This window comes from Flavobacterium sp. B167r (assembly GCF_056824315.1).
The window spans coordinates 1,178,273-1,197,397 of sequence record NZ_CP124859.1; the positions used below are offsets into that span (position 1 = coordinate 1,178,273).

Genomic DNA, 19,125 nt, shown 5'->3' on the forward strand with positions numbered 1-19,125 from the left:
TTTTATAAACCATCTCTCAACGCTTTACCAGTTAATGAAATAAAAACATCTTCGAGATTTCGAGCATCTTTTGTAGATCCAATTAATGCCGACGGAGTGTCTTGCGCATAAATCTGCCCTTGATCTAAAATGGCGATTTGCGTACAGAAATCTTCGGCTTCAGCCAAATGATGCGACGTATAAATAATCGTTGTTCCGTTTTGGTTGAGCGCTGTTAAATAATCGATAATTGCCGTTTTAGAATGCACATCGACACCAACAGTTGGTTCATCTAAAAACAAAACTTTTGGTTTGTGAAGTATACCTGCAATCAAGTTTACACGGCGTTTCATTCCGCCCGAAAAAGTCTGAACTTGTTTATCGGCAAATTTCAATAAACCTAAAAGATCCAAAGCTTCAATCACTTTTTCTTTTAAATCTGAACCTTTTAAACCGTACATGCTTCCAAAATAAAGCAGATTTTCTCTAGCTGTCAAAGTTGGATATAAAGCATATTCTTGAGGAACAACGCCGATAATTTTTTTAATTTTTGAGGAATGATGCTGATAATCTAAACCATTAATTGTAAAATGTCCTGAAGTTGGTTTTACCAATCCGCAAAGCATAGAAATCAAAGTGGTTTTTCCAGCGCCGTTTGGTCCAAGCAAACCAAAAATCTGACCTTCATTTATATTTAGCGAAACATTGTTCAAAGAATACATTTCTGCATTTTTGTACTTTTTCGAAAGGGATTCTATTTGAATGATAGACTGCAAAATATGATTTTAGCTGATCGCTTTTTTTAATTTTTTGAAAAAGATTTCTTCTCTATTGGCAATGTCCAAAAGTTCATCGGCAATAGTGTTGTAGGCATCTTCTTTGGCACTTCTGTTTTTATAAATTCTTGAAGCTTCAACAGCAAAATCGCGCCAAGAATCTCCAATTTTTGTCATTTCTTTAGAAAGTTCTTTCAGTTCTTCATTACCCAAAATAACAGAAGCTTCCTGTAAAAATGCCGCATAAATAAAACGGAAACCACCGCCTCCGGTTCCAATTTCTTCTTGCATACGAACCATTTGCGCCAAATAATGATTGGCTTTTTTAGTTCCGTGTTTTATGGGCCATTTTCTAATTTGCTTTGAAACAAATTTGATTCCGCGAACACCAACAATTGGCATTGGCGCCAACATATCTCGGCAGGTATTTTTGATTCCTTTAATGATGGCGCTTTTTAAATCAACATCTTTTGGAATCTGAATTGGATAATACATTTGTCCGCGAGGTGCAAAAGCTCCTTTGGCAAAACGTACTTTATTCATGTCTTCGTAAGTTAAAGTCGTTACGGTTTCCATTACAGGATCGCTCACTAAATATTCGGTTTCGGTTTTTCCGTAAACAACTAAATTGTGCGCGTTGAAATGAAAACGATATTCGTCTGGAAAATAACTTAAATTGTAAACTCCAACTTGTAATCCTGTTGGAATATTATTTTTTAAATTTTCGTCTAAAGCTTTATTCGCATTTGCTACAGAAGAAAATTTTTGTCTTTTTATTTTTAAATGTAAACGATTGGCAACTTTATTGAAAATCTGTCCAGGCAAAGTTCTATAACTGATTGCTGGAGCATAATTGACTTTTATGAAAGGCAGATATACAAAAAATAATCCTGAGCCAATACCAAAAACCATCGGTTCGCTAATGTTTAGTCCGCTATTTTTTAGCAGATTTGACGCTACTCCATTCTCGCAATGAGCAGACTGATGATGTGTGAAAGTTAATTCCATTTATTTGGTAATGCTGTTTTTTAATTCTTCGATTGATACTCCAAAAGCATCAGCATATTTTTTCAGGATTTTGTCGTTTAGTTTAGCAAAAACACTTGGTTTAAAATGTCTTTTTACGCGCCATTTCCAAAATCCGACATAACTGGATAAAATAGTAAGATCCATTTTATTGACTTCCATAAAATATACAATCGGACTCACTTCGCCATCTAAAACTTGTTGTTTAGCATCAGCAATTCTTTCGTTTATTTCATCAATAGAATTTGAAAGTGCTATTGTTTTAGGTTCCCATCCTGTACTTAATGTTGTGGTATAATTGCCATTTTCATCTGTTGCGTACAAAAGCTCTTTAACGTTGTTTTTCGTTAAGTTGCTTTGATCCTGAGGTACTTTATCTTTTTCCATAATTATATTATTAAAAACTACACAAATAATTGTAGTAAAACCAAAACGGGAGCTATTTCTATTATAATTAAAAAAGCGAGATTTATGAAGGCTAAATTCTTGTGTTTCTTCATAAAGAAATAAATCATTTCTAAAAGGAGAAATAAAGAATAAGCTTGAATTAAAAAGAAAGCCAAACCGAAAAAGCCAATTTTTGGATCTAAATGTCTGTTATATGGATTAGGGTCGTAAGTGTATTTGCTATATGCAAAAATCCCAATAAACAGCAATACAAATATTCCTATTCGAATTAGTAAATGATAAAGAGGTTTTTTTATATACATTTTGAAATTTATTACTCAACAATTGAAATTGTTTTCTGAATAAACAAATTAATTTCGCATTCTAAGAGTATCTGGTCTTCGAGTAAGCTTTTGCAGCTCATCGTGCATAAGGTGTAATCGTCTCCTGTGAATTTAGAAACCAAATCGGCTTTGGTTATAATAGAATCACCGACTTTTGGAAGCGAATGAATTTTTACATTTTTCAAAGCACTGATAAATCCAATTACATTTACGTTTTCATTTTCTAGTCCGTTGTCGTCAAAAAAGTATTTCTTTCCCACAATTGCCGAACACGTCTGAGCAGTATTTTCGATTAAACCTGCTTCATTAAAAACACTATTCTGAACAAAAATATTGTCTTCTTTGATCAAGAATATAGTTTCTACAAAGTTGGCATCAATATCCAAAATCAAATCCACCATAAGCATTGGCGCTCGGTGCGGTAAATAATTTTGTATGTCAACAGCAGAAGTAGTTTTCATTCTTTTTTTATTTTGCCAAAACAGTTTTCATTTGCCCTCTGGCAATTTCTTCATTATTTAAAGTCGTCACAATATCAACTAAAGTAATTCCGGCAAATTCTTGCAGAATCGTTACTTCAGACTGAATGTTGTCGTCTACGTTCGGAAGCTTTTTAATTTCAATTTCTTTAATAGAACCAATGTAGCCTGTTGGAGCAATTTCGTTTTTTAAAAAATATTGATAACTCGTATGCAATGCCACAGATTGTGCCATGTGTTCGATTAAACCTGCTTCTAGAAATGTATTTTCAACAGCAAAAATATTATCGCTCTGAATTTTTAAACCAGAAACCAAAGAAGTTTCAGTGTAAGAATGCATAGCGTCTACCATCACAAAAGGAAACTTTTGAGGTAATAAATTTTCTACCATTTCTTTTTCTAGAGAAGCCATTGTTTCCATTAGCAAACAGTTAAATACGCATACGCGAAAGAGAATCTTCCGCTTTCTGGAACAGATAATAAAATTTTATCTCCTTTTTTCAAATTCCCTGAATTCATTAATTCTTCAAGAGCCAAATAAATAGAAGCAGAGCCTACGTTTCCAACTCTAGAAAGATTCATGAACCATTTGTCATCGCTCATTCCGATACCTCTTTCAGTTAATCCTTTTTTCAATCCTTCCACAAAAAAGTTAGAAGAAACGTGAGGAATAAAGAAATTAATATCTTCCGATTTAATATTGTTTTTATCCATGGCGTCTTTCATGCTTTCAGCACCTTTTGACAGGATAAATTCGTCTAATAATTTAACGTCTTGTTTAATTGAGAAAACAGACTCGTTCAGCCATTGTTCTGGTGCATAATCGCTCCATGATTTTATTTCACCATTTTCCAATTTATCACCTCCTGCATACATGCAAGTTTCTAATTCATAAGCATATGAAAAAGCTTCCATCCATTCTATTTTTAGCGAAATTGGTCCTCTTGGCTTGTTTTCTAAAAGAAAAGCTCCCGCACCGTCAGATAACATCCAACGAAGGAAATCTTTTTTGAAAGCAACAATAGGCTGTTCTTCAAGGCTTTTTAAATTATCAGCCTCATGATTGTATTTTTGAGCATTCAGCCAAGTCGAAACTTTTTCAGATCCTGTGCAGATTGCGTTTTTTGAATTTCCAGATTTGATAGAAAGAAAACCAAATTTTAAAGAGTTCATTCCGGCGCAGCAAACGCCAGTTGAAGAGTTTAATTCTACCGATTTGTTTTTTAGCAGACCATGAACCATCGCAGCGTGTGAAGGCAGGAAAATGTCCGGAGTTGAGGTTCCGCATGAAAGTACTTCTACATCTTGAGGCGTAAAATTTTCGTCGAATAACGGTAAAATGGCATTTTTTGTTAATTCGGCATTACTGTGTGTGCTTTTTCCTTCTTTGTCAACAGCGTAATATCGGCTTGTAATTTTATTGTTGCGCAAAATAATGCGTCTTGCTTTAGAAGCAGTATCATTGATAAGGCCTAAATAGGCTTCCATTTCATCATTAGAAACGGCTTCGTTTGGCAAATATTTTGCAGCTTTTGTAATATATACTTCAAACATAATCTAAATTTCGTCTTCTAAACTCCCTGATAATATTGAGTTTCCTTTTTTATAGTTTTTAACTTAAGCGGATAGGTAATAAGGTGCAATATATACACTATTGGTGAAATTAACCATATTGCAAGGAATAAATAAACATTAAATACTTTAAGCAGCTGTTTTCGGTTTTTTTGATTTTTATAAATGATATTTGACCACTTATTGAAAATTTTATTGGCCGTTTTGTCGACAGTCACTAAATACGAACTTGTTTTTACAGCACCAGCATTAACTAATTTTGGCTGTAATTGCTCTAAATTATTTTGTTGTAAAGAATCGAGCATGATTTCTCCAAACTGACTTGATTCTTGTATGTCTTTTTCTGAAACTCCTGGAAGCGGAAAAATACCTAAATATTTCTTCTTCACTCCAGAAAACATCCATTCTACAATTGTAATAACGCTGATTAGATTTCCAACGCGGTCTACCAAAGCTACGTTTCCAACCAAATTAGCATTTGCTTTTCGCAATAAAACCTTGATTTTTTCCTGCGCCATGATCCACATGTTTCTAGATCCGCTGATGGTAATAACAGGCGTATTGTTCAAAATTTTCTTGGCATCGTCGCTTTTCAAAAATGAATTAATCGGAATTGAAGGTGATAAATACCAAACCTGATAATGAAATAATACCAAGTCAAATTTTGTATTTAAAATTTCTTCTGAAACAGGTTTTAATGCAGTCGGAATCTGTAAAAAAGATTCTGGAAATGCATCAAAAAAAGAGTCTTTATTCCACGGGAAAGGAAAAGGTTTTTCTAATTGTATTTCGTGAAAAGTAAGATTTATTTCCTCCGAATTTAGAAACGGTTTTGCAATATTTCGTGCAATAGATTCTAGCTGTCCAGACTGAGAATAATAAATTACGAGAACATTTTTCATTAGGATTTGGCTTTGGTGGTCAGCAAAAGTAAGTAAATTTATTTAAACGAATTTTCTTATTTCGACCAACGACATAGAATCCTTAATTTTTTGATTTATTGAAAAAAAACAAACCGAAAAGTATCTGTTTGATGTTATTTTGATAATGAATCCTTATTTCCGAACTGATTCCAAAAATCAAAATAATTAAACCATTGCAAAGGATATCGGTGCAAAATGCTTTCTACGCTTTTTACATATTCTTTCAAAAGTGCTTTTTCGTCGCGGTGTTTTACTTCGGCTTCTCTTGCGTATAAATGGTAATGCAAGTTTGGCTCTTTCATTACATAAACAAAAACTACAGGGACTTTCAATCTTGAAGCAATTAAAAATGGACCCGCAGGAAAATTGGCTTCTTTGCCCAAAAGGTTTTCAGAAAGTGATTTTGTTCCTTCAAAATAACGGTCGCCTGTAAAACAGATTAATTCGTTATTAGCCAAAGCGGCATTGATCTCAAAAATATGAGAGAGATCTTCCTTTATAATAATAAATTTTACGGTAGGTTTTTGAGAAACGCTTTCTAGATAATTCTTAATGGCAGAATGTTCTAAATCTGTTGTAACAAGATTGATTTGAAAATTAAGATCGATATCTCCTAAAAAATGTTCTGCAATTTCAAAATTACCAACGTGCGCACTTATCAGTACACCGCCTTTTTTTTCGGCTAGTAATTTTTTTAGCGTTTCGATTCCGTCAAATTCGTAAGTGAATCTGTTTCGCATTCCGGCAGAAATAGAAACTTTATCAATAATAGTTTGTCCAAAAGTGTAGTAACTTTTGAAAACCATTTTTTTGGATTTGAAATAGGAATATTGAAGCCTCTCTTTAAAATAATAGAAAATGGCTTTGTTGCTTTTTCTTAGAAATAAAAAATAATACGAAGCAACAAAATAAAGTAGGACATAAGCAGATTTGATACCCGCTTTTTTAATCAAAAAAACGAATATTCTATAACCTAAAACAGTTCCTTTTGATTTGCCATCCCATTGACTCATTAAGCTGACTTGGCTTTGATTTTGTTTTCGATTAGGTCATAGAAACTCTGAAAATCAGAAATTCCAACAAAATCTGCTTCAACTAGTTTTACACCAAAGTTTGCTTCAATTGAAACCACCAAATCAACATAATCCAGACTATCTAAACCAAGTGTATCTTTTAAATTAGCATTTGGTTCAATGTCGTCATTGTCTACTTCAAATTCATCAACTAAAAAACCGTTTATTCTTGCTATAATCTCTTCTTTATTCATTGTTCAATTTAAACTTTTTAACCACCAACGCAGAGTTGGTTCCTCCGAACCCGAAAGAATTGGACAAAAATATGTCAAATTTTTTGTTTAACGTAGTTTTAACTAAATTTAATTTTGACGCATCTTCATCTGGGTTTTCCAAATTGATGTTTGGCGCGATGAAATCGTGCTGCATCATTAGGATAGAATAAATGATTTCGCTTGCTCCCGCCATCCAGCATTCGTGGCCTGTCATCGATTTTGTAGAACTTACAGGAGGATTTTTTTCTCCAAAAACTTCAAAAATAGCTTTTGCTTCATTGGCATCTCCAACAGGAGTCGAAGTTGCATGAGCATTTATATATTCAATAGCTGAAGCTTCTAATTTGGCATCATCTAATGCGCGTTTCATTGCAGTTGAAGGCCCGTCTACGTTTGGAGTTGAGATATGTCCTCCGTTTGAAGAAAATCCGTAACCGCCAATTTCTGCGATAATATTCGCACCGCGCGCAATAGCAGATTCGTAACTTTCTAGGATTAAAGTTGCTCCACCGCCACTCGGAATTAAACCGTCACGATCAGAATCAAATGGTCTTGAAGCTTTTGTTGGATCGCCTTCTCTATTAGAAAAAACGCCTAATCCGTCAAAACTGCTCATAGCATATTTGTTGATTTCCTGTGCTCCGCCAGTAATTACAATGTCTTGAAAACCGCTTTTAATTAAAAAATAGGCCAAACCGATAGAGTGAGAACCGCTGGCACAAGCTGCACTAACAGTAAGATTGATGCCGCGAAGTTTAAAAATAGTAGAAAGATTCATAGTAACCGTAGAATTCATCGATTTGAAAATCGCACCAGAACCAATAAGAGCAGTGTCTTTTTTCTCGCGAACAATATCTGTTGCGTCAATGATTGCTTTAGAAACGCTGTCGTTTCCGTACATAATGCCCACTTCGTGATCATCAAAAAAAGCATCATCGATGTTGGCATTTTTAAGAGCTTCTATAGTAGCCATATAAGCGTACTCGGTTTCTTCACCGATGCTCATACGTTGTCTTCTAGTCAATAAATTTTTAAGATCAGCTTTCGGAACCATTCCTGTTAGGGCTGACTGAAAACCAAATTCTTTACGTTCAGAATCAAACTGAATACCAGATTTTCCTTCATATAACGAATCTTTTACTTCGTCTAAAGAAGTTCCGATACAAGAATAAATTCCCATTCCAGTAATTACAACTCTTCTATTCATCGTCTTTCAAAAGTAATTTTATATCCTTAAAGTGTAATTGTTTAAACAAAAGGCACATTTTTTCTTGCCACAAAGGCGAAAAGGCACAAAGTTTTTTTTAAATTTATTTTAATAAAATTTTGCGACTTATTGTCTTTTTAAATGAACCTCACAAACATTGGAGAAATTCTTAAGAATATATTCCGCCGTTAATATTAATAATTTCTCCTGTAATATAGCTTGCTTTTTTAGAAATCAAAAAGCTTACCAAATCTGCCACTTCTTCGGCTTCGCCAAAACGATTTACCGGAATTAGTTTCAATAATTCTTTTTCGTCCAGCTGACTTGTCATATCGGTTCTAATAAAACCTGGAGCGACAGCATTTACAGTAATATTTCTTTTGGCAACTTCTTGAGCCAAAGCTTTGGTTGCTGCTACAATTGCACCTTTTGCAGCCGAATAATTGGCTTGTCCTGCAGTTCCTTTTACTCCAGAAACCGAAACCATATTTACGATTCGGCCGTATTTGTTGCGTAACATTTTTTGAATGAAAAACTGAGTTACATTAAAGAAACCGTTTACACTAGTATTCAAAACACCGTTCCAATCTTCTGGAGTCATCCACATAAAAAGACCGTCTTTTGTGATTCCGGCGTTATTTACAATCGCTTCAACCAATTTTTCAGGATTTGCTTCCTGCCAAGCAGTTAAAACATTTTGTACTTCTTCAAAATTAGAAACATCAAAACCTAAGATTTCTCCGGTTGCGCCTAGTTTTTGTACTTCTTGCAATGTTTCTTCGGCAGCTGTTTTATTCGAATGATAATTAATTAGAATATGATAATCAGATTCTACGGCTAATTTTTTACAAATCGCACTTCCAATTCCTCTCGAACCGCCTGTTACTAATACACATTTCATTTAATGTTGGTTTTGTTTTTATTCGCTAAAAATGAAACCGTATTCAAAACGACGATTTCATTTATGCAAAGGTCTAATTTATTTGGGAATAAATATTATTTCTTTTTCTTCGGAGCAGGTTTTGCTACTGGTTTTTTTGTCACAGGTTTAGTTTCCTCTTTTGGTTTTTCGACAGGAGCTGCAGCAGGCTGAGGTTTTTCTGCACTTTTAGAAAACAGTTCAGCATTTTCAAACCATTGGTTGGCTAAAACGGTTCCGTCTGGTTTAAGAAATCCCCATTTCCCTTCATTTTTTACTCTGGCAACACCATCAATAAATCCTTTGTCTTGCTGCGTGAACATTGCAATAATAGCATTTGTTGTAATACCGTATTGCGTTGGAATAATCAGTTTTCCAGATTCGTTAATGAATCCCCAGTTGCTTTCTTTTACTGGAGCCAAACCGTTTGTACTGAAAACTTCTGCATCGTTGTAAGTTGGTTCAATAACAAATTTTCCTTCTGGATTAATGAATCCCCATTTTTTTCCAACTAAAACTGGAGCTAAATTTTTAGAGAATGCTTTTCCTTTATCATAAATAGGAAGAATTGCCCAATTTCCTTTTAAATCGATGTATCCGATTTTTCCATTCTTTTTAGCGAAAGTCAAATCTTGAGTTTCGAAATCCCAGATTTTTTCTGCTCCGTCAACCGGAATAAATTTTCCTCCGCTTACAAGTCCGAAAGTTTTATCTTTTCTAGCCCAAGTTGTGTTTTTGAAATAATTTCCAATTTCGGTATAAACAGGTTCTACTAATTCTTTTCCATTAGTATCAATAATTCCCCAGTTTTTATTTAGTTCCACTCTTGCGAAACCATTTTCAAAAGATTTGATCTGATCGTATTTTGGTTCTAAAACAACCGTCATTTTGTTATTGATCAAACCCACTTTATTGTTTTGTCTGATAAAAGCAACGCCATCATTAAATTCGAATAATTTATCAGATGCAGGTGCTTTCTGGATTTCTCCTTTCGTATTAATATAAACCCAGTCTTTATCTTTTTGCACAATTGCAATTCCGCTGTTAAAGTCTTTCGCATCTTTAAAATCGGCTGGAATTACCCACGTTCCTTTTGCATCTATAAATCCCCATTTTCCGCCGTTTTCTACAGCAGCCAAACCTTCAGAAAAACTTCTGGCAGATTTATATTGAGGTTCGATTTTAAAAGATCCATCTTTAGTAAGATATCCAATTTTGGAGTTTTTTTTAACTAATGCTAATTCTTGACTATTAACAAATTGAATGCAGCTTAGCAATAAAAATACAAGTGACTTTTTCATGGTTTTAAGATTCAATATTAATACTGTAAAATAAAGATTTTTAACTGTTGATTAAATAATCTTTTACTTTTTGTACAAAAGGATACATTACTTGATCCTCTTTAAATTCTGGAATTATGTTGCGAACATCGTCGTACCATTTTCTAGTAACAGATGAAATTTGATCTTTTTGTCCTAAATAATCAATTGCCTGAACAATTGTAATTAATTCGATAGCTAAAACTTCAAATGAGTTTTCGATCACTTTTGATGTAATCACCGCAGCATTTGTTCCCATACTTACAATGTCTTGATTGTCATTGTTGTTTGGAATACTGTGAACATACATTGGGTTTGATAACATTTGGCTTTCTGCAGTTGTTGAAGTGGCAACGAATTGAACTCCCTGCATTCCGAAATTGAATCCTAAAGTCCCTAAGTTTACGAATGGAGGCAAAATTTCGTTGATTTTTGAATTCAATAAATAATTCAATTGACGTTCTGCCAACATCGTTAATTTCGTAATAACTATTTTCAATTTATCCATTTCTAACGAAATATAATCTCCGTGGAAATTTCCTCCGTGATAAACGTGTTTGTTCTTAACGTCGATAATTGGATTATCGTTTGCCGAGTTGAATTCGTCTTCCAAAATAGAAGCTACATTATTAATAGTTTCTAAAACTGGTCCCAAAATTTGAGGAACACATCTTAATGAATAATATTCCTGAACTTTTTCTTTGAAGATTTCTTCCGTGTTTTCGCCAGAATATAAGTGGTCTTCTCTTTTACGGATCAACGTACTGTCAGAAAGATTTTTTCTCATTCTTTCTGCAACTTCCTGCTGTCCTTTATGACGTTTTGTTTGATTTAATTCTTCTGAGAAATGATCGTCGTAAGCTTGAACTAATTCGTTAATAGCACAAGAAGCTTTTAAAGACCAATCTAATAATTTTGAAGCATAATGAACATTTACAACTCCAATTCCTGTCATTACAGAAGTTCCGTTGATTAAAGCCAAACCTTCTCTAATTTCTACTTGAATTGGTTTTAAACCTTCAATTTCGAAAACTTCTGCCGTTGGACGTCTGTCTCCTTTATAAAAAACTTCACCTTCACCAATTAAAACCAAAGCTAAATGTGATAATTGTACCAAGTCTCCGCTGGCACCCACACCGCCATGTTCAAAAATTAAAGGTGTAATATCTCGATTGATTAATTCTGCCATTAAATGAATAACAGAAGAATGAACTCCTGAATTTCCTAAAGAAAGTGTATTTAATCGAGCTAAGATTGCTGCTTTTGCGCACTCAGCGTTCAAAGGTTTTCCTGTTCCTGAAGAGTGGCTTCTAATTAAATTATATTGCAACTGAATTTGATCTGACTCTTTAATTCTATATTGAGCCATTGGACCAAATCCTGTATTTACACCGTATATTACTTTATTTCCTGAGAATTCTTTTAAGAAATTAAAACTTTCGTTTACTCGATTTAAGACCACATCGCTTATTGCAACTTTACTTTTTCCAAAGATTATGGCTTCAAATTCTGCTAAACTTAAATATTCATTTATTGTATTCATCAAATCGTTTTTGGTTGTGCTAATTTAATTTTATTTATCAAAATAAATGTAGTTATTTTGATGATGGCAAATGTAGGTTAATTAAATGATAATAATTCTAATATGACAAAGGAGTTTGTTGATGTTTTAGTGATTGGTGCAGGACCATCTGGATGTGTTTCGGCATCGTATCTTTTTAAAAACAACGTAAAGGTAAAAGTTGTAGAAAAAACGAAGTTTCCGAGACTTGTAGTAGGCGAAAGCCTTATTCCGCGAGTGATGGATCATTTTGCTGAGGCTGAATTGTTTGATGCGCTTGATGCCATGAACTTCGAAAAAAAATTAGGAGCTCGTTTTATTAGAGGAGAAGAAATCTGCAATTTTGATTTTAGCATTAAATTTGGAGAAGGTTGGGATTGGACTTGGCAAGTTCCAAGAGCTGATTTTGATAACACAATGGCGCAGGAAGTCATAAGAAAAGGAATCGATTTAGAATTTGAAACAGAAGTTCTGGAAGTTTCTTTTGAAGGAAAAAAATCAAAAACAATCGTAAAAGATGCAGCCGGGAATTTAAAAGAAATTCACGCCAACTTTATTATCGATTCTAGTGGATACGGACGTGTTTTGCCAAGACTTTTAGATTTGGACACACCTTCTAAATTAGATCCGCATTCTTCTATTTTTACACACGTAAAAGATATTAATAGACCAGAAGGCGAGGAAGGAACTCAGATTTCTTTTGATATTTTGGAAACCGAAGTTTGGCTTTGGGTGATTCCTTTTTCAAATGGAAATACAAGTTTAGGAGTTGTTGGTCCGACAGATTTTATCAATTCTCTTTCTGAAAATAAAGATAATGCTGAGGCTTTGAGAAATGCCATTCAGAAATCGGATTATTATATCAAAAGATTTAAAGGAACAGAATTTTTGTTTGAGCCGGTTAAATTAGAAAATTATTCAAGAGCTGTCAAAAAAATGTACGGAGATGGTTTTGCTTTGACAGGAAATAGCTCAGAATTCTTAGATCCAGTTTTCTCTTCAGGCGTAGCTTTCGCAACTGAATCTGGAATGTTGGCAGCCAAATTATATTTGAAAGAATCACAAGGAATTCCTGTTGATTGGGAAGTAGAATTTACTCAATACATGAAACGCGGAATTGCAGTTTTCACCACTTATGTACAAGAATGGTACACAGGAAATCTTCAAACGCTGTTTTTCCATCAGCCAGAAAATCCTGAAGTAAAAGAAAAAATATGCGCGGTTTTAGCAGGATATGTTTGGAACGAAGAAAACCCTTTTGTCAAGAAACACGATCACGTAATAGCAAATATGGCGTATTTACTGAATATGCAAAAAGAACAAAGCCCTGAATAATCAGGGCTTTTTTTATTTCAAAGTAATTCATTCCGCTAGGAATGTCTCGTCGGTTGAAACGAAATTTGAATCGCAATTATACGTTCCATAGGAACGTTTGATTAATTTTGGGATATATTATTTCCGTAAATCAGATGTCCCTACAAGACATATTCACCACGGCATTTTTTTTCTACCGATGAGATATTTCTAACGGAATATAGAATGAATTACAATTCAAATATCTTATCCATTAAAATCCATTTTTGTCCTGGTTTTGCCCAAGGAAGCGCTTGCTGGAATTTCCACATTAAAGTTTCCCATTCCTGAACTTTTTCGTTTGCAGCGTCGGCTTTGTCTTTTTTCTCGAAAGAGAAATTTTCATCACCTTCGATGATCATGAAAAGTCTATTTCCTGTGCAATAAATATCCAAAACTAAAATTCCAGCATCTTGAATGCTTTTTTTAATTTCAGGCCAAACATTTTCATGCAGCTCTTTGTATTCTGCAATTAAGTTTGCATCGTCTTTTAAGTCTAAAGCCAGACAGAATTTTTGTGTTGCCATAATCTTAAAATTTATCCTTGGTAAGCTACAGCAGTTTGTTTGCTAGTACCTAAACCTTCAATTCCTAATTCGATTACGTCGCCTGCTTTGATGTAAATTGGATCTGGTTTAATTCCCAAACCAACTCCCGGAGGCGTTCCAGTACTAATTACATCGCCAGGAAGCAATGTCATAAACTGGCTTAAGTAATGCACTAAAAAAGGAATTTTGAAAATCAAGTTTGAAGTATTACTGTTTTGGAATGTTTTTCCGTTTACAGTTAACCACATTTTTAAATTGTTTACGTCGCCAACTTCGTCTGGAGTTGCCATAATTGGTCCAAGAGGAGCGAAGGTATCAGAACCTTTTCCTTTTGCCCATTGTCCGCCGCGCTCGATTTGGAAAGCTCTTTCGCTGTAATCATTCAAAAGGCAATATCCAGCGATGTAGTTTGGTGCATCTTCTTCAGAAACATAGCTTGCTTTTTTACCAACAACAAATGCCAATTCTACTTCCCAATCTGTTTTTTCACTGTTTTTTGGAATGATCAAATTGTCATTTGGTCCGCATAAAGAAGTTGTCGATTTAAAGAAAATAATTGGCTCTTCTGGAATCGCAGCGCCAGTTTCTTCACAGTGATCAACATAATTTAATCCGATGCAGATAATTTTTGAAGGACGTGCAACTGGCGAACCTAAACGAACTGAATCGCTAATTTCTGGAAGTGCAGGATTGTTTTTTAAAGCTTCTTCTAATTTCTTTAATCCGTCATTTTCAAAAAAAGCTTCGTTGTAATCTGTTACGATAGACGAAACATCATATCTTTTATCATTTAGTAAAACCCCTGGTTTTTCTTTTCCTTCTTCTCCAAATCTAATAAGTTTCATAATTTTTTATTTTTTAATATTTTTTTGCCACAGATTTAAAGGATTAAAAAGGATTTTTATTTCCTGTTTTGTCTGGCTGAGCGAAGTCGAAGCCCGATTCCAATTGGAGCGCCCTTCGACTTCGCTCAGGGTGACAAACTAGAGCTAATCATTTTAATCTTTTAATCTGTGGCAATTTCTTTTTTAGTTATTCAATTTAATAAACCCTCCATCAATTGGGTAATCAGAACCAGTGATGAAAGAAGACTCGTCGCTGCATAAAAATAAAGCTAAAGTTGCGATTTCATCAGGTTTTCCCATACGGCCGATTGGCTGTGATTGAGATAATTTTTCGAAGATTTCTTCTTCTTTCCCTGGATAATTTTTAGAAATAAATCCGTCTACGAAAGGCGTGTGCACTCTAGCAGGAGAAATCGAATTACATCTAATTTTATCATTCAAATAATCTTTTGCAACCGATAAAGTCATGGCCATAACTGCACCTTTTGCAGTAGAATAAGCAAAACGATCAGGAATTCCAACCCAGCAAGCAATAGAAGCTAAGTTTAAGATTACACCTCCACCAGAGCTTCTTAGCGCCGGAATAGAAGCGTGAAGACAGTTGTAAACTCCTTTTACGTTGACATTCATAATTCTGTCAAAATCAGATTCAGAAGTCGTGTCTACTTTTCCAACGTGAGCAATTCCAGCGTTGTTTACCAAAATATTGATATTTCCAATTTTCTGGAAAGTTGAGTTTACTTGTTCGTGGTTAGAAACGTCACAAGCGTGAGCAAAAACACTTCCGCCAGCAGATTTGATTTCTTCAACCGTTTCTTTTGCGCTTTCTTCAGTTAATTCTAAAATATGAACTTCAGCTCCTTGTTTAGCAAATAAAACAGAAATCGCTCTTCCTATTCCGCTTCCGCCGCCTGTGATAATTGCTTTTTTATTTTGTAATGAAAACATTTGATATAATTTTTATGTGTTATTTTTAATTGAGTCTTTTACAAAGATACGCCACGTTTCCACGGAATAAAATCGTCTTGGTTTAATTGAACCGCTTTCGGAATAATTTCGCCGCTTGCCGCTTTGATGCAATATTCTAAAATTTCTTCGCCCATTTCTTCAATAGATTTTTCACCGCTAATGATTGGTCCGCAGTCAATATCGATAATATCTTTCATTCTAGTTGCTAGAACAGAATTTGTTGCAACTTTAATAACAGGACAAACCGGATTTCCAGTTGGAGTTCCTAAACCTGTTGTAAACAAAATTAAAGTTGCTCCAGAAGCCGCTTTTCCAGTTGTTGCTTCAACGTCATTTCCTGGCGTACAAACCAAACTTAAACCTGGTTTTGTAACCAACTCGGTATAATCTAAAACATCAACCACAGGAGAAGTTCCGCCTTTTTTGGCAGCTCCAGCACTTTTGATTGCATCGGTAATTAAACCATCTTTGATATTTCCAGGAGATGGATTCATATGGAAACCAGAACCTACTTTATGAGCCAGTTCATCGTAAGATTCCATTAAATCTATGAATTTTTTAGCATTATCTTCTGTAATACATCTGTCGATTAAGTTTTGCTCAGCACCGCATAATTCTGGGAATTCAGCCAAAAGAATTTTTCCGCCTAAAGCGACAACCAAATCCGAAGTATAACCAACAGCTGGATTTGCAGAAACACCGCTGAAACCGTCGCTTCCTCCACATTTTACTCCAATGCATAAATCGCTTAAAGGAGCATCTGTTCTTTCGTATTTGTTGATTTCGATTAAACCTTCAAAAGTCTTTTTGATGGCATTAGTAATCAGAACTTCTTCGCTTTCTGTCTGCTGCTGTTCAAAAATAAACAACGGTTTGTCAAACTCTGGATTTTGTCTTTTTACATCATTTACAAAATCTTGAACTTGTAAATGCTGGCATCCTAAACTCAAAAGTGTGATTCCTCCAACGTTTGGATGATTTGCGTAAGAAGCCAATAAAGCACTCAAAGTAGAAGCATCTTGGCGAGTTCCGCCGCAACCGCCTTGGTGATTTAAGAATTTAATTCCGTCCACATTTTCAAAAACACGTTTGTTTTTTGGCGTCGGATTCAATTCAATATTAATATCATTAATGTCATTTCCGTTCAAATAACCTTCCAGTAATTCGTGCGTAAATTGATTGTATTTGTCTGTTACCGCATAACCTAATTGCTTGTGCAAAGCTTCTTTGATCACGTCAAGGTTTCGATTTTCACAAAAAACAGTAGGAACAAAAAGCCAGTAATTTGCCGTTCCAACGCGTCCGTCTTTTCTTTTGTAACCTTTAAAAGTTCTGTTTTCGAATTTAGAAACATCAGGCGCGTTCCATTCGTAAGAAGCATTTCTGTAAGCGTAAGGATCTGCGGCGTGCTTTAAATTTTCAGTCGTCATTAAACTTCCTTTGACAATATCATTTTGCACTTTTCCGACCAAAACGCCATACATATTTACTTCTTCTCCCTGCTTCATGTCTTGCATGTAGAATTTATGTTTGGCTTTGATGAGGTCTTGCAAAACGTAAGTTTCGTTTTCAAAAAGAATAGTTTCACCTTTTTGTAAGTCGGTTAAAGCAACCAGAACATTATCGTCCGGATGTAGTTTTACCACTAGTTTTTTAGTTGTGTTTTCCTGCATTATTTTTTGTTTTTTTCTTTTTTGTGTTGTCGTTAAGCGCTTTATTTTCAATAAAATTTGGGCAGTAAACGAAAAATAAAATTAGTTTTTTTAGCCTTTTGTTGTTAGTCTAATATTATCCGTGTATAATCTTTAATTATCTTTGCAGTATGAAATTGGAGCAAATTAAAATAACGTCATATCTCAATTCAAGAGTTTCGGTACTGAATCGTATTGAACCGTTTTTTCAGGCGCCATTTCATTCGCATCCAGAATTGGAATTGGTATATGTAAAAGAGAGTTTTGGAAAACGAATTATCGGAAACTCGGTAATGCCGTTTGAACCTGGAGATATGGTTTTTTTAGGTTCTGATATTCCGCACGTTTGGCTGAATGACGAAAAATATTATCAAGGAATTGAAGATTTAAAAGCTAATTCGATAGTTGTATATTTTCATAAAGATATTTTCGGACCGACTTTTTACGAATTAAAAGAAACTCAGAAAATAAACGAACTCTTTTTTCAAGCAGGAAAAGGAATTTCGATTATCGGAAAAACAAATAAACAGATTGCTAAAAAACTTGAGAAATTAGTTTCTAAAAAAGATTTTGAAGTGATTGTCGGACTTTTTGAAATCTTATCTATTCTTTCAGACAGTCAGGACAAGATTTATATTAATGACGAAATTTATTCGTTGATGCAGAAAGATTCAAAAGTTGATCGCCTTTCGGAGGTTTTTCAATACGTAAATAAAAATTTCAAAAAGAATATTTCCTTAGATGAAATTGCCGCTGTCGCGAATATGACACGGACTTCTTTCTGCAGAATGTTTAGAGCAAAAACAAAAAAGAATTTTGTGGATTATCTTCATGAAATCAGAATTTCAAATGCTTGTAAATTGCTTTTGGAAACTGATAAAAGCATGTCTGAAATCGCTTATGATTGTGGTTATAAAACGGCTTCTAATTTTAATAAACTCTTTAAGAAGTTTAAAGGAATTACACCTTCGGAGTTTAAGAATAGTGCTATATAAAAATGCCACAGATTTAAAGGATTAAAAATGATTTTACTCTGCTTTTTGTCAGGCTGAGCGGAGTCGAAGCCCACGTCCAATTGGAACGCCCTTCGACTCCGCTCAGGGTCACAAACTAAAGTGAATCATTTTTAATCCTTTAAATCTGTGGCTGAAAAAAAATTAAATAGATCGATCTAAATGTGTGTAACCACCGTCTACATAAATGATCTGCCCAGTTGTATGGCTTGATTTTTCAGACAACAAGAAAACCACCATATTAGCGATTTCTTCTGCTGTTGTCATTCTATTTTCTAACGGAATATTTTTAGTGATTGCCGCTAATTTTTCTTCTTTATTTTCGAAAGTGTTAATCCACGTTTCGTAAAGAGGAGTGTAACATTCTGCCACAATTACTGCGTTTACACGAATGCTGTATTTTAATAATTCAACAGCCCATTCTCTAGTTAAAGCATTTCTTCCTCCGTTTGAAGCAGCGTACGCTGAGGTTCCGCCTTGTCCAGTTTCGGCAGTTTTAGAACCAATGTTTACGATTGCTCCTTTCGATTCTTTCAAATAAGGAAGAGCATGTTGCGCCATTAAATAATAATGCACTAAATTTTTGTGAAGTGAAGCAGCGAAATCTTCGTAATTTCCGTTTTCTAATCCAACGCCATCATTAACTCCGGCATTGTTTACCAATCCGTCAATTCGACCAAATTTGGCGATTACGGCTTCCACAGCTTTTTTGCAGTCTTCAGGTTTTGTAAGATCAGCAGCAACTTGATGTGCTTCCTTTCCAATGGCTTTTAATTCTTCTACGGCTTTGATGTTGTCATCTTCGTTACGTCCAACGATAAACGGAATCGCATTTTCTTCGGCTAGGACTTTTACAATTCCTAAGCCAATTCCTTTTGCGCCTCCAGTAACGATAATGATTTTTTGGGTTAATGATAACTGCATGG

At 34.5% G+C, this 19,125-nt stretch carries 20 protein-coding genes; 2 read left to right on the forward strand and 18 right to left on the reverse strand.

Going from position 1 to position 19,125, the window contains the following annotated elements; all coding sequences use genetic code 11:
* Positions 1-2 precede the first annotated feature (2 nt).
* From QLQ96_RS05415 to flxA, 13 genes are all read right to left on the reverse strand, one after another.
* Positions 3-701, reverse strand: coding sequence for an ABC transporter ATP-binding protein (locus QLQ96_RS05415; RefSeq protein ID WP_482495327.1), 699 nt, complete (start codon positions 699-701; stop codon positions 3-5).
* Positions 702-764: 63 nt separating this feature from the next.
* A complete protein-coding gene (darH, locus tag QLQ96_RS05420; protein WP_379700472.1) occupies positions 765-1,763 on the reverse strand; it encodes a BtrH-related acyltransferase DarH in 999 nt (332 codons plus the stop codon).
* Positions 1,764-2,168, reverse strand: coding sequence for a flexirubin biosynthesis protein DarG (DarG, locus tag QLQ96_RS05425; protein ID WP_482495329.1), 405 nt, complete (start codon positions 2,166-2,168; stop codon positions 1,764-1,766). It lies immediately after the preceding gene.
* Positions 2,169-2,502: 334 nt separating this feature from the next.
* Complete coding sequence (locus QLQ96_RS05430; RefSeq protein WP_482495331.1) at positions 2,503-2,973, reverse strand: hotdog family protein; 471 nt, start codon at positions 2,971-2,973, stop codon at positions 2,503-2,505.
* 7 nt (positions 2,974-2,980) lie between these two features.
* The gene (locus tag QLQ96_RS05435; protein ID WP_482495333.1) at positions 2,981-3,412 is read right to left on the reverse strand and encodes a hotdog family protein; all 432 of its coding nucleotides are present in this window, start codon (positions 3,410-3,412) and stop codon (positions 2,981-2,983) included.
* Positions 3,412-4,545, reverse strand: a complete 1,134-nt coding sequence (gene darB, locus QLQ96_RS05440) for a dialkylresorcinol biosynthesis protein DarB (RefSeq protein WP_482495334.1) — start codon at positions 4,543-4,545, stop codon at positions 3,412-3,414. Before darB ends, QLQ96_RS05435 begins: the two co-directional genes overlap by 1 nt.
* A 17-nt stretch (positions 4,546-4,562) precedes the next feature.
* Positions 4,563-5,465, reverse strand: coding sequence for an NADPH-dependent FMN reductase family protein (locus tag QLQ96_RS05445; RefSeq protein ID WP_482495336.1), 903 nt, complete (start codon positions 5,463-5,465; stop codon positions 4,563-4,565).
* Between the two features lie 134 nt (positions 5,466-5,599).
* Complete coding sequence (locus QLQ96_RS05450) at positions 5,600-6,499, reverse strand: LpxL/LpxP family acyltransferase (RefSeq protein WP_482495337.1); 900 nt, start codon at positions 6,497-6,499, stop codon at positions 5,600-5,602.
* Positions 6,499-6,753, reverse strand: coding sequence for an acyl carrier protein (locus tag QLQ96_RS05455; protein ID WP_306154150.1), 255 nt, complete (start codon positions 6,751-6,753; stop codon positions 6,499-6,501). The genes QLQ96_RS05450 and QLQ96_RS05455 overlap by 1 nt, the downstream gene beginning before the upstream one ends.
* Positions 6,746-7,981: a beta-ketoacyl-[acyl-carrier-protein] synthase family protein gene (locus QLQ96_RS05460; RefSeq protein ID WP_482495339.1), complete on the reverse strand. Its 1,236-nt coding sequence runs from the start codon at positions 7,979-7,981 to the stop codon at positions 6,746-6,748. Before QLQ96_RS05460 ends, QLQ96_RS05455 begins: the two co-directional genes overlap by 8 nt.
* A gap of 169 nt (positions 7,982-8,150) precedes the next feature.
* Positions 8,151-8,882, reverse strand: a complete 732-nt coding sequence (gene flxB / locus QLQ96_RS05465) for a flexirubin biosynthesis SDR family reductase FlxB (protein WP_482495341.1) — start codon at positions 8,880-8,882, stop codon at positions 8,151-8,153.
* Positions 8,883-8,977: 95 nt separating this feature from the next.
* The gene (locus tag QLQ96_RS05470; protein ID WP_482495343.1) at positions 8,978-10,201 is read right to left on the reverse strand and encodes a WG repeat-containing protein; all 1,224 of its coding nucleotides are present in this window, start codon (positions 10,199-10,201) and stop codon (positions 8,978-8,980) included.
* A gap of 40 nt (positions 10,202-10,241) precedes the next feature.
* Positions 10,242-11,762 carry a flexirubin biosynthesis tyrosine ammonia-lyase FlxA gene (flxA, locus tag QLQ96_RS05475; RefSeq protein ID WP_482495345.1) on the reverse strand — a complete coding sequence of 507 codons (1,521 nt, stop codon included), beginning with the start codon at positions 11,760-11,762 and terminating at the stop codon, positions 10,242-10,244.
* A gap of 102 nt (positions 11,763-11,864) precedes the next feature.
* Between flxA and QLQ96_RS05480 the strand changes: the two genes are divergently transcribed.
* Entirely contained in the window at positions 11,865-13,115 is a 1,251-nt protein-coding gene (locus QLQ96_RS05480) for an NAD(P)/FAD-dependent oxidoreductase (RefSeq protein ID WP_482495346.1), read from the forward strand.
* A 209-nt stretch (positions 13,116-13,324) separates the two neighbouring features.
* On the opposite strand, the gene QLQ96_RS05485 is transcribed toward QLQ96_RS05480, so the two are convergent.
* The 4 genes from QLQ96_RS05485 to QLQ96_RS05500 all read right to left on the reverse strand — a co-directional run bounded on the left by QLQ96_RS05485 (position 13,325) and on the right by QLQ96_RS05500 (position 17,168).
* Positions 13,325-13,660 carry an L-rhamnose mutarotase gene (locus QLQ96_RS05485; protein ID WP_144216235.1) on the reverse strand — a complete coding sequence of 112 codons (336 nt, stop codon included), beginning with the start codon at positions 13,658-13,660 and terminating at the stop codon, positions 13,325-13,327.
* 11 nt (positions 13,661-13,671) lie between these two features.
* Positions 13,672-14,526 carry a fumarylacetoacetate hydrolase family protein gene (locus QLQ96_RS05490; protein WP_482495348.1) on the reverse strand — a complete coding sequence of 285 codons (855 nt, stop codon included), beginning with the start codon at positions 14,524-14,526 and terminating at the stop codon, positions 13,672-13,674.
* 183 nt (positions 14,527-14,709) lie between these two features.
* A complete protein-coding gene (locus tag QLQ96_RS05495) occupies positions 14,710-15,474 on the reverse strand; it encodes an SDR family NAD(P)-dependent oxidoreductase (protein ID WP_482495350.1) in 765 nt (254 codons plus the stop codon).
* Positions 15,475-15,512: 38 nt separating this feature from the next.
* Positions 15,513-17,168 carry a UxaA family hydrolase gene (locus tag QLQ96_RS05500; RefSeq protein WP_482495352.1) on the reverse strand — a complete coding sequence of 552 codons (1,656 nt, stop codon included), beginning with the start codon at positions 17,166-17,168 and terminating at the stop codon, positions 15,513-15,515.
* Between the two features lie 149 nt (positions 17,169-17,317).
* On the opposite strand from QLQ96_RS05500, the gene QLQ96_RS05505 reads away from it, so the two are divergent.
* Positions 17,318-18,181, forward strand: a complete 864-nt coding sequence (locus tag QLQ96_RS05505) for an AraC family transcriptional regulator (RefSeq protein ID WP_482495353.1) — start codon at positions 17,318-17,320, stop codon at positions 18,179-18,181.
* A 162-nt stretch (positions 18,182-18,343) separates the two neighbouring features.
* Here QLQ96_RS05505 and QLQ96_RS05510 read toward each other — a convergent pair whose 3' ends face one another.
* Positions 18,344-19,123: an L-fucose dehydrogenase gene (locus QLQ96_RS05510; RefSeq protein ID WP_482495354.1), complete on the reverse strand. Its 780-nt coding sequence runs from the start codon at positions 19,121-19,123 to the stop codon at positions 18,344-18,346.
* Positions 19,124-19,125: the final 2 nt, after the last annotated feature.

Coding starts and splice junctions, on each gene's coding strand:
- QLQ96_RS05500 (WP_482495352.1), bottom strand. CDS start 17,168: ATGCAGGAAAACACAACTAAAAAACTAGTGGTAAAACTACATCCGGAC.
- QLQ96_RS05415 (WP_482495327.1), bottom strand. CDS start 701: ATGTATTCTTTGAACAATGTTTCGCTAAATATAAATGAAGGTCAGATT.
- QLQ96_RS05495 (WP_482495350.1), bottom strand. CDS start 15,474: ATGTTTTCATTACAAAATAAAAAAGCAATTATCACAGGCGGCGGAAGC.
- QLQ96_RS05460 (WP_482495339.1), bottom strand. CDS start 7,981: ATGAATAGAAGAGTTGTAATTACTGGAATGGGAATTTATTCTTGTATC.
- QLQ96_RS05450 (WP_482495337.1), bottom strand. CDS start 6,499: ATGAGTCAATGGGATGGCAAATCAAAAGGAACTGTTTTAGGTTATAGA.
- QLQ96_RS05505 (WP_482495353.1), top strand. CDS start 17,318: ATGAAATTGGAGCAAATTAAAATAACGTCATATCTCAATTCAAGAGTT.
- flxB (WP_482495341.1), bottom strand. CDS start 8,882: ATGAAATGTGTATTAGTAACAGGCGGTTCGAGAGGAATTGGAAGTGCG.
- QLQ96_RS05470 (WP_482495343.1), bottom strand. CDS start 10,201: ATGAAAAAGTCACTTGTATTTTTATTGCTAAGCTGCATTCAATTTGTT.
- darB (WP_482495334.1), bottom strand. CDS start 4,545: ATGTTTGAAGTATATATTACAAAAGCTGCAAAATATTTGCCAAACGAA.
- flxA (WP_482495345.1), bottom strand. CDS start 11,762: ATGAATACAATAAATGAATATTTAAGTTTAGCAGAATTTGAAGCCATA.
- darH (WP_379700472.1), bottom strand. CDS start 1,763: ATGGAATTAACTTTCACACATCATCAGTCTGCTCATTGCGAGAATGGA.
- QLQ96_RS05455 (WP_306154150.1), bottom strand. CDS start 6,753: ATGAATAAAGAAGAGATTATAGCAAGAATAAACGGTTTTTTAGTTGAT.
- QLQ96_RS05435 (WP_482495333.1), bottom strand. CDS start 3,412: ATGGAAACAATGGCTTCTCTAGAAAAAGAAATGGTAGAAAATTTATTA.
- QLQ96_RS05510 (WP_482495354.1), bottom strand. CDS start 19,123: ATGCAGTTATCATTAACCCAAAAAATCATTATCGTTACTGGAGGCGCA.
- QLQ96_RS05430 (WP_482495331.1), bottom strand. CDS start 2,973: ATGAAAACTACTTCTGCTGTTGACATACAAAATTATTTACCGCACCGA.
- DarG (WP_482495329.1), bottom strand. CDS start 2,168: ATGGAAAAAGATAAAGTACCTCAGGATCAAAGCAACTTAACGAAAAAC.
- QLQ96_RS05490 (WP_482495348.1), bottom strand. CDS start 14,526: ATGAAACTTATTAGATTTGGAGAAGAAGGAAAAGAAAAACCAGGGGTT.
- QLQ96_RS05485 (WP_144216235.1), bottom strand. CDS start 13,660: ATGGCAACACAAAAATTCTGTCTGGCTTTAGACTTAAAAGACGATGCA.
- QLQ96_RS05445 (WP_482495336.1), bottom strand. CDS start 5,465: ATGAAAAATGTTCTCGTAATTTATTATTCTCAGTCTGGACAGCTAGAA.
- QLQ96_RS05480 (WP_482495346.1), top strand. CDS start 11,865: ATGACAAAGGAGTTTGTTGATGTTTTAGTGATTGGTGCAGGACCATCT.